Annotated in this window: 14 protein-coding genes; 6 read left to right on the top strand and 8 right to left on the bottom strand. The window is 62.3% G+C overall.

Going from position 1 to position 14,972, the window contains the following annotated elements; genetic code table 11:
* Window positions 1–30 precede the first annotated feature (30 nt).
* A complete protein-coding gene (locus OHL12_RS06115) occupies window positions 31–531 on the top strand; it encodes a YajQ family cyclic di-GMP-binding protein (protein WP_263412938.1) in 501 nt (166 codons plus the stop codon).
* 58 nt (window positions 532–589) lie between these two features.
* The gene (locus OHL12_RS06120; RefSeq protein ID WP_263412939.1) at window positions 590–1,579 is read left to right on the top strand and encodes a polyprenyl synthetase family protein; all 990 of its coding nucleotides are present in this window, start codon (window positions 590–592) and stop codon (window positions 1,577–1,579) included.
* A gap of 134 nt (window positions 1,580–1,713) precedes the next feature.
* On the opposite strand, the gene OHL12_RS06125 is transcribed toward OHL12_RS06120, so the two are convergent.
* From OHL12_RS06125 to OHL12_RS06135, 3 genes are read right to left on the bottom strand one after another with little or no spacing between them, the layout of a single operon-like run.
* Window positions 1,714–2,967: an Nramp family divalent metal transporter gene (locus OHL12_RS06125; protein ID WP_263412940.1), complete on the bottom strand. Its 1,254-nt coding sequence runs from the start codon at window positions 2,965–2,967 to the stop codon at window positions 1,714–1,716.
* Complete coding sequence (locus tag OHL12_RS06130) at window positions 2,964–4,040, bottom strand: CgeB family protein (RefSeq protein WP_263412941.1); 1,077 nt, start codon at window positions 4,038–4,040, stop codon at window positions 2,964–2,966. Before OHL12_RS06130 ends, OHL12_RS06125 begins: the two co-directional genes overlap by 4 nt.
* Window positions 4,041–5,312, bottom strand: a complete 1,272-nt coding sequence (locus OHL12_RS06135; protein ID WP_263412942.1) for a magnesium transporter MgtE N-terminal domain-containing protein — start codon at window positions 5,310–5,312, stop codon at window positions 4,041–4,043. It abuts the gene before it with no gap.
* Window positions 5,313–5,583: 271 nt separating this feature from the next.
* On the opposite strand from OHL12_RS06135, the gene OHL12_RS06140 reads away from it, so the two are divergent.
* Both OHL12_RS06140 and OHL12_RS06145 read left to right on the top strand, forming a co-directional pair.
* Window positions 5,584–6,051 carry an ATP-binding protein gene (locus OHL12_RS06140; protein WP_263412943.1) on the top strand — a complete coding sequence of 156 codons (468 nt, stop codon included), beginning with the start codon at window positions 5,584–5,586 and terminating at the stop codon, window positions 6,049–6,051.
* A 61-nt stretch (window positions 6,052–6,112) separates the two neighbouring features.
* Window positions 6,113–6,460 carry an STAS domain-containing protein gene (locus OHL12_RS06145; protein ID WP_263412944.1) on the top strand — a complete coding sequence of 116 codons (348 nt, stop codon included), beginning with the start codon at window positions 6,113–6,115 and terminating at the stop codon, window positions 6,458–6,460.
* A 68-nt stretch (window positions 6,461–6,528) separates the two neighbouring features.
* On the opposite strand, the gene OHL12_RS06150 is transcribed toward OHL12_RS06145, so the two are convergent.
* Complete coding sequence (locus OHL12_RS06150) at window positions 6,529–7,152, bottom strand: LemA family protein (protein ID WP_263412945.1); 624 nt, start codon at window positions 7,150–7,152, stop codon at window positions 6,529–6,531.
* Window positions 7,153–7,171: 19 nt separating this feature from the next.
* Window positions 7,172–8,026, bottom strand: coding sequence for a TPM domain-containing protein (locus OHL12_RS06155; protein ID WP_263412946.1), 855 nt, complete (start codon window positions 8,024–8,026; stop codon window positions 7,172–7,174).
* Window positions 8,027–8,148: 122 nt separating this feature from the next.
* Between OHL12_RS06155 and OHL12_RS06160 the strand changes: the two genes are divergently transcribed.
* Window positions 8,149–10,236 carry a S9 family peptidase gene (locus tag OHL12_RS06160; protein ID WP_263412947.1) on the top strand — a complete coding sequence of 696 codons (2,088 nt, stop codon included), beginning with the start codon at window positions 8,149–8,151 and terminating at the stop codon, window positions 10,234–10,236.
* Between the two features lie 36 nt (window positions 10,237–10,272).
* Here the strand turns inward: OHL12_RS06160 and OHL12_RS06165 are convergent, their stop codons facing one another.
* The 3 genes from OHL12_RS06165 to OHL12_RS06175 are packed head-to-tail and all read right to left on the bottom strand — an operon-like array spanning window position 10,273 to window position 13,546.
* Window positions 10,273–12,186: an ABC transporter ATP-binding protein gene (locus tag OHL12_RS06165; RefSeq protein ID WP_263412948.1), complete on the bottom strand. Its 1,914-nt coding sequence runs from the start codon at window positions 12,184–12,186 to the stop codon at window positions 10,273–10,275.
* A 58-nt stretch (window positions 12,187–12,244) separates the two neighbouring features.
* Window positions 12,245–12,631 carry a hypothetical protein gene (locus OHL12_RS06170; protein WP_263412949.1) on the bottom strand — a complete coding sequence of 129 codons (387 nt, stop codon included), beginning with the start codon at window positions 12,629–12,631 and terminating at the stop codon, window positions 12,245–12,247.
* Window positions 12,632–12,640: 9 nt separating this feature from the next.
* Window positions 12,641–13,546, bottom strand: coding sequence for an SCO family protein (locus OHL12_RS06175; RefSeq protein ID WP_263412950.1), 906 nt, complete (start codon window positions 13,544–13,546; stop codon window positions 12,641–12,643).
* 135 nt (window positions 13,547–13,681) lie between these two features.
* On the opposite strand from OHL12_RS06175, the gene OHL12_RS06180 reads away from it, so the two are divergent.
* On the top strand, window positions 13,682–14,968 hold the full coding sequence (locus tag OHL12_RS06180; RefSeq protein ID WP_263412951.1) for an MFS transporter: 1,287 nt from the start codon (window positions 13,682–13,684) through the stop codon (window positions 14,966–14,968).
* Window positions 14,969–14,972: the final 4 nt, after the last annotated feature.

Here is a 14,972-nt window from a genome sequence, read left to right on the forward strand (position 1 = left end):
CGATCGGCCCACCGCACGAGAGGAACATCCATGGCACAGGACAACAGCTTCGACGTGGTCAGCAAGGTCGAAGTGCAGGAAGTGAAGAACGCCATCGATCAGGCACAGAAGGAAGTCAACGCCCGCTTCGACTTGAAGAACTCCAAGTCAACGATGGCTCTCGAAGGTCAGGACGTCATCCAGCTTGCTTCGCAAGACGAATACACGTTGAAGGCGATTACCGAAATCCTGCAGCAGAAGCTGGTCAAGCGCAATGTGTCGCTCAAGAACCTGGAGTACGAAAAGGTCGAGCCCGCAGCCAACAGCTCCGTTCGGCAGAAGATCAAGCTCAAGCAGGGCATTCCGTCCGAAGCCGCGAAGAAGATCACGGCCCTGGTCAAGGACTCCAAGAAGAAAGCACAAGCGTCCATCCAGGGCGACACCGTCCGCATCGCCTCGAAAGACCGCGACACGCTCCAGGAAGTCATGGCTTTGCTCCGGGGCAAAGACTTCGGTGTGGAACTTCAGTTCACCAATTACCGCAGCAATTAGCGGCCGGGCTGTGGCCACGCTCTGCATCTGCCTTTCCCGTGTGAGAATCTGAATCAACGTGTCGCCTTTGTCCATTGCGAGTGCCGCTGAAGTGGAGCACCTGCTCCATGACGATCTACAGGCTGTAGAGCAGGAGTTCGCTCGGCAGTCCCAATCGCAGGTGGAAGTCATTACCGAAATTGGCGACTATCTGCTGGCTGGCGGTGGCAAACGCATCCGCCCCCTGCTTCTGCTGCTTTCTGCCAAGAGCCTTGGCTTCGACGGTGAAAGCCGCATCCGCATGGGCGCGGTAGTGGAGATGCTGCACACCGCGACGCTGGTCCACGACGACATCATCGACAATGCCACCACGCGCCGCGGCCGCCCGAGCACCAACGCAAAGTGGGGGAATTCCAAATGCGTGCTCGCCGGCGATTGGCTCTACATGCAGAGCTTCCAGACGGCTCTGCGCGAGCGCAATTTTCACGTTCTCGACCTGCTCATCACTCTGACGCAGCAGATGGTTGAAGGCGAACTGCTGCAGACCGAAAAGCTCGGCCACCTGATCAACGAGGAAGAATACTTCGACCTCATCTATCGCAAGACCGCCTGCCTGTTCAAGGTGAGCATGCAGCTTGGCGCCGCGCTCGCCGGCTCAGAGGATGTGATCGAGCAGCGACTTGGCGAGTACGGCCGTAACCTCGGTATCGCCTTCCAGATTGTGGATGATGTTCTGGACCTGACAGCGACCACGGCCAAGCTGGGCAAGCCGGCCGCCAGCGATCTTCGCGAGGGTAAGGCTACCCTGGCGGTCATTCACGCGCTGGAGCGTGGCACGGGTGCAGAACGCGAATGCATCCGGACGGTGCTCAACGATCGCGGCTTCGATCGCGTCACGCACGCTACCATTCTGGACATCCTGAAGCGTCACGGGTCCATCGCCTATGCCATGGACGCTGCACGCGCCTATGCCGAGGCAGCTCGGCAGTCCATCGCAGAGATGCCACGCTCAGCCGCCCAGCGCGCCCTGCTCTGGGTTCCCGGCTTTGTAGTCAATCGCGAAAACTAGCGACCTCCCTTAGCGATCTTCGAGCTTCCACGATGGTGTCATTTCGACCCGGAGCAGGACAGCTTTACGGTCCTGCGCAGTGGAGAGATCCGCTTTTTCTGATGCAGCACGGAGTGGAGCGCGTCCAAACCGCGTCACCCACCCCGGACCGTGTTCCACACCAGGGCCGTCGATAGAACAATCACGATCACTGCCGTTCCCCACGCGACTGCGTTGAACCATCGCGAGTTGGTGTGTTCGCCCATCAGCTCCTTGTCGTTCACCAGCTTCAACATGAAGTACAGGATCACCGGCAGCAGCAATCCGTTCAGCACCTGCGACAAGATCGCCATGCTCACAATGTTGAAGCGGGGCAGCAGCACCACCCCTGCTCCCAAGGCCAGCAGCAGCGTGTAGAACCAGTAGAAGATCGGTGCCTGCTTCCAGCTTCGGTCTAGACCGCTTTCAAAGCCCAGCCCCTCACACACTGTATAGGCCGTGGTCAGCGGCAGGATGGACGCCGCAAACAACGAAGCGTTCAGCAGCCCCGCCGCGAACAGCAGAAATGCGTAATCCCCCGCAATGGGGCGCATCGCCTCTGCCGCATCCGCCGGCACGCCGATGTTGCGTACGCCATGGACGAACAGCGTCGCCGCGCACACCACCACGATGAACCACGCCACCACGTCGGTGAAGATGGACCCGATGATCACGTCCAGTCGCGACGCCTTGAACTGCCGCACCGTTACGCCCTTCTCCACGATCGAGGACTGCAGATAAAACTGCATCCACGGCGTGATCGTCGTGCCAATCACCGCGATGGTGGAGTACAGGTATGCGTGGTCGCGCCATGCCGAGCGCGGCGGCAGCTTCACTGTCTGCACCAGGGCTTCGTGCCAGTCGGGGCGCCCCAGCACACCAGCAACGATGTAGGCCAGGTACACCACGCTGGCAAACAGGAAGATCTTTTCCACACTCTTGTAGTCGCCGCGCACCACCAGCGCCCACACCAGCAGCGCTCCGATCGGTACGCTGATGAATTTCGACACATGAAAGAGCTGCATCGATCCGGCAATGCCCGCGAACTCGGTCACCACGTTCGTGAAGTTCACCACGACCAGCAGCAGCATGCAGACCGCAGTCACGCGCAACCCGAACTCTTCGCGGATCAGGTCGCTCAGTCCCTTGCCCGTCACCGCGCCCATGCGCGCGCACATCTCCTGCACCACGATCAGCGCCAGCGTGATCGGAATCATCGTCCACAGCAGCGAGTAACCGTACTGCGCACCCGCCTGAGAGTACGTAAAGATGCCACCCGCGTCGTTGTCCACGTTGGCGGTGATGAACCCAGGCCCCAGCGCCGCGAGGAAGAACAGGATGCGGCCGCGCCAACTGCGCCACAGGCTCACGCGTACACCTCGCCATCCCGTGCATGTGACGCCGCACCGCGCCCTCGGGTCAGCGGCGCCACGCGTTCCAGAATGAGCCTGACCTGCGTGTCATTGTCATAGCCACTCGTCCACGCGCGTCTCTGTCCTGCCAGCGCAATGCGATTGCGCGCCGCCTCGTCCGGCAGGTATCGCCGCACCTTTGCCAGCAGCTCGTCGTAGCCATGAAAGAACACGGCCTCCTCATCCTCTACGAACCGTGCCGTGTGCCCGGGGCTGCGCTCCGCAAGTAGAAACCCGCCGCAAGCCGCGATCTCAAAGCTCTTGTGCACGAACTCGTCCGCGTTGCTGTGGGTGAGAAAACTCAGGTTGATTCTGGATCGCCAGATCGCCGACCGGTACTGATCCCGGTACAATTCGCCCTCACGATACAGAGCCGCAAACTCCTCCGCGCTCAGCTTCGGCTTCCAATGCTGCGGCCCGCCGCTAATCGCCACCGGCAAGCCCTCGCGTGCCAGCCGTGTCAATGTCTCCGCTCGCTGGTCATACGCCGTTCCGATGAACGAGACACCGCGATCCCTCTGCGCGTCCGTGTACGGCTTTTCCGCGGGGAAATGGATGGTGGGTTCAAACGCGGTTTGAATCTTGATCACATCCCGAGCGCCTGCAGCCATGTACTCGGGCACATTCGCGTCGCGCTGGGTGCAGTGCAGATCGAACAGCGGGATCGTCTTCGCATACAGTCGCCAGCCCGGATCCCGTCGCGGCCCGAAGAAGTTGTCGATCATGTAGCTGATGGTGGGAATGCCCATCGCGCGGAATGCGTCCAGGGTGGCGGGCTGCAGAAATAGCGCCTTGTCGCACCACAGCACATCGGGCCGGTGCTGCCTCGCGAGCGCGATCAGGTCACGGTTGAACCGCCGCACCTCCGGGCCTGCTACCAGCCGATGCTCCACTTTGCGGAGCAAAACCTGCTTCATGCCGTAGCCATATTGATTGACCGGAATGCACGTATGCCCCCCACGTTCCAGTGCAAGCCTGCGGTACTCCGCTGAATCGTTGGGCGACAAGTGCGCCACGTACAGAACCCGCACCTATCGCTCCTCCCGCAGCAGCGCGATCACGTGCTCAGCGTAGATCACGCCTTCCAGCTTGCCTTGTTCGTCCACCACCGCCAGGGAACGCAGGTTGTACTTGTCGAACTGCTCGGCGATCTGCTTCGCCGTCATATCCACGCGGCAACAGTGAATGCGCTCTTCCTGCACCTCGCGCAGCGGAGTATCGGCACTGGCCAGCAGGAGGCGAGCCAGGTTCACCACGCCACACAAACCGCCGTGTGCGTTCGTGATGAAGATCTCAGTAACGGTCTCCACATCCCCTTCAAAGTCGCGCAACGCCTGTACAGCCGAGGCTACGGTAGAGCCTTCCGGAAGCGCTACCAGGTCGCTCGTCATCATGCCGGCCGCCACGTCTTCCGCAAACTCCAGCAGTTCCTCTACGTCCTGCCGTTCCTCCGGCTCCATCTGACGCAGAATCGCGTCCGAACGCTCCTCCGGCAGCTCCGAGAGCAGATCCGCCGCTGCCGCCGGATCCATTTCCTCCACAATGTCGGCCACGCGGCTGGACTCCATGTGCTCCAGCAGCGATCTCTGCAGCTTCGGCTCAATCTCCTCCAGCGCCTCGGCCGCAACCTCTTCATCCAGCGACTTGAAAATCGCATCGCGCTCTGCCGGTGCCAAGTCCTCCAGGATGTCCGCGATGTCCGACGGGTGCATCTTCGACAAACGGTCCTGCTCCACCGTCAGCCGGACGCGGCGCGCCGGGTCGCGATCAATCAGGTCGACAAACTCCCACGGGATCACGCGCGGCATAAACCGATGCGCCACCGACTCCACGGCGGCCGGCGGCAAACCGTGCAGGAGCCTGCGCATGGCGCCGCGCATGCCGACCTCTACCTCCGCGATGCGCAGGTCACACGCCCGCCCGTCTTCGCACTCCCACACCAGGTCCACGTCGTTCACGCGCACCACCTTGTGGCCGTGCACGTCAATGATCTGTTGGTCGAGCACGTCGCGTTCCAGCAACACGCTTGTGGCATCTTCCACCAGCGGCTCCGGCGTGTAATCTTCTGCGACGAGCATCGACGCATCGGCTTGCAGGTGCAGGTGCTCCGTCCGAACCGTAACCGCTTCTGATCCGCGGAACCGGCCGTTGCGAGTGAGCACCAGGGCGTACACATGCGTGGTGCTTTGCAGGCCGCGAAACAGAAACTCTGCGATCCGGCCGGCGCTGCTGCCGTCCTTGCGCAGCACGGGGCGGCCCAGCAGCGTCGCTACGGTGGTGCGCCGTGCATGAACTGCTGACACTGTCGCACCCTCCCACGGTCTGCCCTGGCCTGCGCCTATGGGCAGTCTAACTCGCCATGCAGCCTGCAGTTGGCGCTCCGGTCCGGCCAGCAGCAATGACTGCCACAAAGCTTGGAACCGCTGCTGATTGCTCTGCGTACCTCAGTTACGGCAAACACGACACCTTGACTTTCCGCACCCGCACAAGCACACTGCCCCCAGAACGCGGTTGTAGGTCAACCACTTCGAACGCATTCCGTTTCTTCTCCAGATGGTGCATGTGAGCGACTCCATGAACGAATCCCTGAACGGTTCCGTAGACGGCTCGGAAGGCCGTTCCCTCGCAGGCCGGATCGAGCTCACGCTGCCTTCAACCCTGGCCACGGTCGACCGCATGGAGCAGGAAGCGGAACGCTTCGCCACGGAACACGGCTTCGGCGAAGACGACGCCGCCAACATCGCCATGGCCGCCCGCGAGGCCGCCGTAAATGCTGTCATGCACGGCAACAGCTACAGCAGCGACAAACAGGTGCACGTGCAGCTCACGTCTGATCAGGCGGCTCTCACCCTCTCCATCCAGGACGAAGGTGCCGGTTTCAACGCAGCTCTTCTGCCGGACCCACTCCTGCCGGAAAACATCCTGCGCAGCTCGGGCCGGGGCATCTTCCTCATGCGTGCTCTCATGGATGAGGTAAACTTTCGCCAATTGAACCCCGGCACGGAGCTGGTGATGACCAAGCGCCGGCAGCCGACATCGTAGAAACCATCAGTCTGGCAGATTGGCGGAACCACGCCACGCAACTCTCCCCGGAGGAAAGACCATGAGCATGAAGGTAAGCACGCGCCAGGTGGACGGCGTAACCATTCTCGACCTGAGCGGCCGCATTACCCTCGGCGAAGGCAGTGTCACCCTGCGCGATGCCATCCGCGACCTCGTCAACAAGGGCGAAAAGCACATCCTGGTGAACCTCGGCGACGTGAGCTACCTCGATAGTTCGGGTCTCGGCGAACTTGTGAGCGCATACACCAGTGTGAAGAACGCAGGCGGCGAACTTAAGCTGCTGAACCTGACCAAGAAGGTCCACGACCTGCTGCAGATCACCAAGCTCTACACAGTGTTCGACGTCAAGGACGACGAAGCCAGCGCTGTTGGCTCCTTCTCCAAGTAGTCACACACGTTCTCCAAAGCAAGAAGGCCGTCGCACTCGCGACGGCCTTCTTCGGTTTCAGCGCTTCTTTACGACCCGAAGTCCACCTTGGGCGCGGCTTTCGAAGCGGGATCGGCTTCGAAGTAACCGGTCTTCTTCTGGAATCCGGCGATTCCTGCCCACACGCTGTTCGGAAACACCGTAACTGTGTTGTTGTAGTCGAGGATCGCCTGGTTATAGCGTCGACGCGCCACCGCAACCCGGTTCTCCGTCCCGCTCAGCTCGTCTTCCAGCCGTAGGAACTGCTGGTTGCTCTTCAGGTCCGGATAGTTCTCCTGCATCCGCAGCAACGGCAGGATCGCCGTGTTCAGCCGGTCGTTGGCCGCCAGCTTCTCATTCGGCGTCTGCGCCTGCAGCAAACCCGAACGCGCCTCCGCGATCGCCGTAATGATCTGCGTCTCTACCTTGGCGTACTGCTTCACCGTGCTCACCAGGTTCGGAATCAGGTCCGCACGCCGCTGCAATTGAATCCCGATTTCGCTCGACGCCTCGTCGACCGCGTTGCTCTTCACTGCCATGCTGTTCCGGGCAGACACATAGCTGCCGCCCACCAGAACCACGCCCAGCACCAGCAGTACCACTACAACAAGGCCTGCAATCGTTCCCTTACGCATCGTTCCTCGCTCCGTATTTCCGTTCAGCATCTGTGCCATCGCTCAAACCTCCGCCTGACTACCAGCCGCCACCAGCGCCACCGCCGCCGGAACTGCCACCGTCTCCGCCACCGAAACTACCACCGCCGTCGCCGCCGCCCCAACCACCGCCGCCGCCATCTCCCCAGCCGCCTCCGCGGCCGCCCCAACTGCGGCCTCCGCCCAGCAGATTGCCCAGGATCAGCCCCGAGAGGAAACCTCCGCCACCGCCCCCACCGTACCCACCACCGCCACGTCCGCCTCGACCGCCGCGAAACAGCAGGAAGAGGATGAACAGCAGAAACAGGGAGCCAAACAGCCCAAACCCGCCGCTGCTCTGCGATGATCCCTCGCGGTGGTACGTGTGCTTGGGCTGAGTGTCCAGCGTCACGCCAGCGTCTTTCGCGATCACATCGGCGATCTCGTTCACGCCGGCGCGAACCGCACCGTCATAGTTCGCGGCCTGCAGATCCGGCACCATGTCACGGCCGATGTCGCCTGTCTTGCCGTCCGGCAGGATGCCTTCCAGGCCATAGCCGACCTCGATCCAGCGCTTTCGGTCCTCAATGGAGAAAACCATCAGTACGCCGCGATCCGTCTTGGCCCCGCCCGGCTTCCACTTGGCGAATAGCTCATTGGCGAACTGCTCCACCGGCTCGTCATCGTCGATCTTGTGGACCGTCACGACGAACACCTGCGCCTTGGCCTGCGTGTCCAGCGCCTTCAGCAGCGTGTTCAGGTCGCTCTGCGTGCTCGGGTTCAGCACACCGGCCAAGTCCGTCACGTAATTCGACGGCGGGCCCATCGTTTTCACGGACTCGGCATGCAGCACCGGCCAGAACAGGCCCAGGCAGCACAGCAGCACAACGTACAGTCGCGATTGCCTCGTGGCCATCACACTGGATAATACGCGGGCGATCCCGTAGCGGTTCCTTGCAGACACATCCCATTCGGATGACGTTTGTCATGCGAACGTCAGCCGGTCGCGACAATCCTTCGACCCGCTATCCTGATCGCATGTCGCTCGTACCTCAGCCACCTGTTGCCCGCCGCGAACCACACCCCACGCACCTGCACGGCCAAACGCTGGAAGACGACTACTTCTGGCTCCGCAACAAGGAATCGGAAGAGGTCCTGAACTACCTGCGATCGGAGAACGAGTACACCGCTGCCGTCATGGCCGGCACCGAGCCGCTGCAGGACGAACTCTACCGCGAGATGCTCTCGCACATCAAGGAGACGGACACCAGCATCCCGTACCGCGATGGCGACTGGTTCTACTACACGCACACCATCGAGGGACGCCAGTACCCGATCCACTGCCGGCGTCGCGCGAACGCCGCGCGTGAGTACGACGAGTCAGCTCCCGAACAAGTTCTGGTCGACGTGAACCAACTTGCCGAGGGCAAGCCCTTCCTGTCGCTTGGCGCACTCTCCGTCAGCCCAGACGGCAACCTGCTCGCCTACACCACCGACGAGACCGGCTTTCGCCAGTACACGCTGCATATCAAGGACCTGCGCACCGGTGACCTGCTGCCCGACACCGCCGAACGGGTCGGTTCCCTCACCTGGACGCCCGACAACACCATGCTCTTCTACTCGGTCGAAGACGAGCAGACCAAGCGCCAGCACCAGGTCTACCGCCACACCCTGGGCGACACGGCAGACCGCGACGCTCTCATCTTCCAAGAGCCAGACGAGCGCTTCAACGTCGGCGTGGGCCGCACCCGGGATCGCAAGTACATCCTGATCGAGTGCGGCAGCCACACCACGAGCGAATACCGCTACGTCGAAGCGAGCCTTGCCACCGAGCCGTTCCGTATCCTTGCCGAGCGCGTTCCTGACCAGGAGTACTACCCCGATCACCGCGACGGTCTCTTCTACATCCGCGTCAACGACACCGGTAAGAACTTTCGCGTCGTCACGGCACCCGTGAACGATCCTTCTCGTGAATCCTGGACGGAGCTTCTGCCTGAGCAGCAGGACATTCCGCTGGACGACTTTGAAGTGTTCCAGAACTTCGCAGTCGCCGCGGAGATCGTTCAGGGTCTCGACCGCCTGCGCGTGTACCGCTTCAATCACAACATCCTGGACACCTCGACGCCGCAGACGGTTGACTTCCCCGAGCCCGCGTACAGCGCCGGCCTGCATGTGAACCGCGAGTTCGACGCGACCGGTTTCCGCTACAGCTATCAGTCGCTCGTTTCACCCGCGTCCGTCTTCTTCTACGACGTCGCAACAGGCGACAGCACCCTGCTGAAACAGCAGGAGGTGCCCGGCGGCTTTGACCGGGAACGCTATGCCTCCGAACGCGTCTGGATTACGGCGGCAGACGGCGTGCGCGTTCCCGTGTCGCTTGTCTACAAGCGCGACAGCTTCCACAAGGACGGCACGAATCCGCTCTACCTCTACGGCTACGGCTCGTACGGCTTTGGCCTGCCCATCGGCTTCTCCGCCACGCGGCTTGCCCTGCTGGATCGCGGCATCGTCTACGCCTACGCGCACATTCGTGGGGGTGGCGACCTGGGCGACGCTTGGCACGATGCCGGCAAGATGATGCAGAAGCGCAACACCTTCACTGACTTCATCGCGTGCGCCGAGCAACTGGTGGCGCAAGGCTACGGTGCAAGGGACAAGGTCGTCATCGAAGGCGGCAGCGCCGGCGGCCTCCTGATGGGTGCCGTCGCAAATATGCGGCCTGACCTGTTCCGCGTCGTCGTCTCCCACGTTCCGTTCGTGGACGTGATGAACACCATGCTCGACGCGTCCCTGCCACTCACCGTGGCCGAATACGAGGAGTGGGGCAATCCGAATGAGCCGGACGCCTTCGCCTACATGCGCAGCTATTCGCCATACGACAACCTGCAGACGGGCGCCTACCCCGCGACGCTGGTCAAGACCAGCCTGAACGACTCGCAGGTCATGTACTGGGAGCCGGCGAAATTTGTAGCCAAGCTTCGCACGCTCAAGACGAACCCGGACCAACCGCTCCTGCTGCACACCAACATGGACGCGGGCCACGGCGGCGCCTCCGGCCGCTACGACTACCTGAAAGAGATTGCGCTCGATTACGCCTTTGTTCTAAAGCAACTGGGCATGGCGTAGGTCCGCCTTCCGCAACCTGCCAAGAAGAAGGGCGACCTACCGGGCCGCCGCTACTTCTTCGATCGTGTCGCCTTCTCCCGGCGCCAGGAACAGGTTCGTTTCCAGACCGTGCTGCTTGTCGTACAGCTCACGGTAGCGACCGTGAAGCGCGAACAGCTCGGCATGATCTCCCCGCTCGACGATGTGTCCCTGCTCGACGACGAGGATCTGGTCCGCGTTGCGAATGGTCGATAGCCGATGCGCGATGACAAAGGTCGTCCGCCCCTGCATCAGGTAGCTCAACCCGTGCTGAATCATCGCTTCGCTCTCGCTGTCGAGCGAGCTCGTCGCCTCATCCAGGATAAGAATGCGCGGGTTCGCCAGAATGGCACGGGCAATCGAGAGCCGCTGCCGCTGGCCGCCGCTCAGCTTCACGCCACGTTCGCCAACGATCGTGGCGTAGCCCTCGCTAAAGCGGTTCACGAACTCGTCCACGCGCGCGATCCGACAGGCCTGCTCAAACTCTTCTTCTGTGGCTTCAGGACGCGAAAACAGGATGTTCTCGCGCACGGTGCCGTCGAACAAAAAGGTCTCCTGCAGAACCACACCTAGTTGCGACCGGTAGGTTCGCAGATCGACCGTTGCAAGGTCATGTCCATCCACCAGCACGGCCCCGCTGTTCGCATCATGGAAGGCGCAAATCAGCGAGATGATCGTCGACTTGCCCGATCCGGATGAACCGACCAGGGCAGTCACCGTGCCCGGTTTCGCCTCAAAGCTGATGTCGTGCAGCACCGGCTTGCCCGCTTCGTATTCGAAGCCGACATCCACAAACCGCAGGTCCCCTTCAATCACCGGCAATTTCACAGACCGCCGGGTGTCTCCATTCTCCTCGCGCTCGCCCATGATTTCGCTCGTGCGATCCAGGCCGGCAAACGCTTCAGTGATCTGCGTCCCAATCGAAACAAGCCCCGCGACAGGCGCGATCATGAACGCCAGAAACAGGGTGTACGTCACGTAGCCGCCAGTCGTCAGCGTTCCCGCGACCACCTGCCGCGCCCCCATCCACATGATGAGCGAACCGACCACGCCAAGCACTGTTGTGCTCGACAGTGACATGACCGACTGCGCCGTGAGCGTGCGCAAGACATTTTCCAGCAGCCGCCCGGCATTGCCTGCAAACACGCGAGCTTCGCTCTCTTCCGCGTGGTATCCCTTAATCACGCGGACGCCACCGAGCGATTCCGTCAAGCGACCGGTCACCTCGGCATTCAGCTTCGCCCGCTCGCGGAAGATGGGACGGATCGTCTTGAAGGCTCGCCCAAGAATCACGGCGAAAATCACCATGACCAGGAACGTCAACAGCGTCATCCTGACTGACAGGAACAGCAGGTAGCCAAACGCAAAAATCGCGGTCAGCAGGCCGCCGACGAACTCCACCAGGCCCGTGCCGATCAGGTTGCGCACGCCCTCTACGTCCGTCATGATGCGCGCGACCAGGTTGCCGGTCCGGTTCGCGTCGTAGAAAGCGACCGGCAGCCTGCCCACGTGCTGCTGCACCTGGATGCGCAAGTCCGTGATGAGCCTCTGCCCCGCCTTTGAAAGCATCTGCGTCAGCGCATAGCTCGTCACGCCCTGCAACAGCGTCGCCGCCAGCACTGCACCCACGATCCAAGGCAGCAGGTACAGGTGATGCTGCCGCATCACCCCGTCAATCAGGTAACGCGTCGACGCCGGCAGGACCAGGCCGCTGGCGCGGTTAACGATCATGATCAGGAAGCTGACCGTAATCAGGCCCAGCCGCGGCCGGGCCAGCTTCTTGACCTCCGGCCAAACCTTCCGCAGCGATGGCTTCGGTTTGGCCGCGGTCATGTCTGCCGATACCGACCGATTCGCATTGCGCGGCGTCCGCTCGCCGCGGGCCCCGCCATGACTGCCGCCACCCAACGATCCGTGCCCAAACGATCCCATGTCTTCCTATCAGATGGTTCGGGAGTAGAAACGGTCCAGTCGGCTGGCGAACACTAGATTAAGCGGCGGTTCGCGTGATGCGCGCGCGAATGAACGAACGCACGCACAGGGCCGTGAAAACCAAGCAGATCAGCGCCATCGCCATGGACTCCTCCACGGCGAGCGGCCGGAGCACCTGATCCGCGTGTCCGGTCAGCAGCTTCACCGCACCGCCGATCGACCGCACAAACGGCAACAGGAAACCGACCAAGCCCAGCGTTACGGCGATGTGCATCCACAGCATGCGACGCTTCGCATCTTCGGTGTTCGCCAGCGCGCCGCACACCAGCAGCGCAACTCCGAAGTACGCGGGAATCAGCGCCGTCGGAGCATGCGCCATCCCCACGTACACGCCCACACCCAGCAGTACCAGCAGCACACCTACCGCCATCGTCAGTCTCGCCACAACGCTCTCCTATGCCTTTGCTGCCGTTTCCATCGCCTGCACCACCTCTGCTGGCTTCCAATCGTTGCCCGGATACCAGTCCAGGATGCGGCCATCCTTGCCGACCAGCACCGTCGACAGCGAATGTTGAATCTGGGTACCGCTGCCGGTCACACCCACGTTGAAGAACTGCTCCACCGCCGGCAGGTCCGCCTTGCTCGGCGCAGCGAACTGCCAGTGATCGAACTTCTCCTGCGTGTACTTGCCCGTGTACGCTCCGCCATACGATCGCAGCACAGCCGGCGTGTCATACACCGGATCGAACGAGATCGAGAGCAGGTCGGTCTTCGCATAGGCCGCTTGATCCTTCTGCAATGCGGCATTCACCTCGGCGAAGTTACGGCTCATCTTGGGGCAGAAATCACCCAGCGGGCAGCGGGTATAGATGAACGTCAGCAGCACCGCCTTACCTCGCAGGTCGCTCAGGTGCATCACTTTGCCATCCTGGTTTAGCAGCGCAAAGTCCTGAACAGCATCGCCTTTCTGCGGCACATGGTATTGCTTCTGCGGCACGGCATCAGGCCGCGCCTGCCCAACGATCACGATGTTGCGCAGGCGAGCGTGATGGAAGTCGCCATCGCTATCCTTGTCGACCACGATCTGCGCCGAAATGGTGTCGCCAGGGTGCACCTCGCCCAGCGCCGCGGCGTCCACGCTCTTGTAGGGCATGGTCATGGCTTCCATGAAGCCCGGCACCGCCTCATGCGCCAGCATGATCTCCTGCGTATTGGCGTCCACGCTGATGACCCGGCCGCGCACCGGGTAAGCCGCTTCTGTCATGCCGGATGGCTTGCCATCGCCGCCATACCTGCAACCGGAAACTCCCGTCAGCAGCGGCAATGCCAGCAAAGCTGTCCATAGTGCGCGTCTCTTCACACCCTGATGATACGTCCCTAAATCCGGCCCGGGCACCCTCGCTTTCGAGCGCATGGAAGCGATGGGATGAGGAACGCGCCGATTGCCGGGCTGCTATCGTTGACCTCGGGACGAGCTTTCGCCTGCAAAGGACCGATGCCGGACACACACAATTTCACCTCCTCCACGGGTGCACTGGGGGCGCCGCTGGCTGCCCATGGGCACCAGATGGAACAGCCACGTCGCACGCCTGCTCCCGCCGAAGCCATCCCGCGTTCGCCACTGCTGCACTATGCTGCGCTTCTATCCGGGTTCGGCACCGCCTTTCTCGGCCCATCGCTGCCAGCGCTCAGCGCCGGCCTCCACCTGTCGGACCGCGGTGGCGGAGCCCTGTTTGCAGCCCAGTTCACGGGCGCCTTTCTAGGCGGCTGGTTTACGCGTGCTCCGCTCCGGCGATGCATGCTGCGCGGTTTCACCTGTGCCGCGGTGGGCTTTGCCGCGTTATCTTCCACGCTGGCGTTCCACGCCGCCCTGGCCTGGGCACTGGCAGCCCTGCTCCTGCTCGGCTTCGGCGTGGGCCAGATCATCACGTCGAATAACCTGCTGGCCTCGCTGCTTTGGGCACACCGCCGGGGAGCCGCGCTGACCCTGTTGAACTTTACTTGGAGCGCCGGCGCCCTATGCTCCCCGTTGTTCGTGCCTGCACTGGTTCGCGCCAGTGGTCCGGCGCCTGTTCTCGCAGGCTTTGCCAGCCTGCTGTTCGTTGGCCTGATCGCAGTCTTCGCGTTGCCACCGGCGCCGAACCCGCTAACTTCGGTGACTGAGTCGTCGAGAGCACAGACCGGACTGTCTCAGCGCACCTTTCTTTTCTTCTGCCTGCAGCTTTTCCTTTACGGCGGCGTGGAAACCAGTCTGGACGGTTGGCTGCACACCTACGATCTGCGCTACACCCACGCCACGCACGCCTTTGCAGCATCCACAGCGGCCTTCTGGTTCTGCCTGGCGGGGACGCGCGCCGCAGCTTCCGCTCTGCTGCTGCGTCTGCCTGAGCGCCAGTTCCTCCGTGGCGGTCTGGCCCTTGCCGTCCTAGCTTTGGCAACGCTGCTGGCGCTAGGACCCGGCCGGGGCAATCTCATTCCCGTGCTGGCCGGGATCACCGGAGCGGCCTTGGCGCCGTGGTTCCCTCTCCTCTTCTCCGGGCTGGTTAGCGAGGGCCCGACCGCACCCCAAGCGGGACGCATCGTCGCTGTCTCCGGCCTGGGCGCGGCCGCGATCCCATGGCTGGTCGGCCAGATTTCTGCCGGCACAGGATCGCTCCGCACGGCACTGCTACTTCCCATTGCAGGCGTTCTCTTTTTGCTTCTGCTTAGCTTCCGCAGAAGATCGCGGGAGCTTGCCGCCGAGGAAATCCCGTCCCAAATCAAAAGCGGCGCAGGCGTATAAAAGA

It is taken from the genome of Terriglobus aquaticus, assembly GCF_025685415.1.
Classification (GTDB): Bacteria; Acidobacteriota; Terriglobia; order Terriglobales; family Acidobacteriaceae; genus Terriglobus; species Terriglobus aquaticus.

Bases quoted from the DNA above. Each gene is read 5' to 3' on its own strand.
- OHL12_RS06115 (WP_263412938.1), top strand. From the start codon at position 31: ATGGCACAGGACAACAGCTTCGACGTGGTCAGCAAGGTCGAAGTGCAG.
- OHL12_RS06140 (WP_263412943.1), top strand. From the start codon at position 5,584: ATGAACGAATCCCTGAACGGTTCCGTAGACGGCTCGGAAGGCCGTTCC.
- OHL12_RS06145 (WP_263412944.1), top strand. From the start codon at position 6,113: ATGAGCATGAAGGTAAGCACGCGCCAGGTGGACGGCGTAACCATTCTC.
- OHL12_RS06150 (WP_263412945.1), bottom strand. From the start codon at position 7,152: ATGGCACAGATGCTGAACGGAAATACGGAGCGAGGAACGATGCGTAAG.
- OHL12_RS06155 (WP_263412946.1), bottom strand. From the start codon at position 8,026: ATGGCCACGAGGCAATCGCGACTGTACGTTGTGCTGCTGTGCTGCCTG.
- OHL12_RS06160 (WP_263412947.1), top strand. From the start codon at position 8,149: ATGTCGCTCGTACCTCAGCCACCTGTTGCCCGCCGCGAACCACACCCC.
- OHL12_RS06165 (WP_263412948.1), bottom strand. From the start codon at position 12,186: ATGGGATCGTTTGGGCACGGATCGTTGGGTGGCGGCAGTCATGGCGGG.
- OHL12_RS06180 (WP_263412951.1), top strand. From the start codon at position 13,682: ATGCCGGACACACACAATTTCACCTCCTCCACGGGTGCACTGGGGGCG.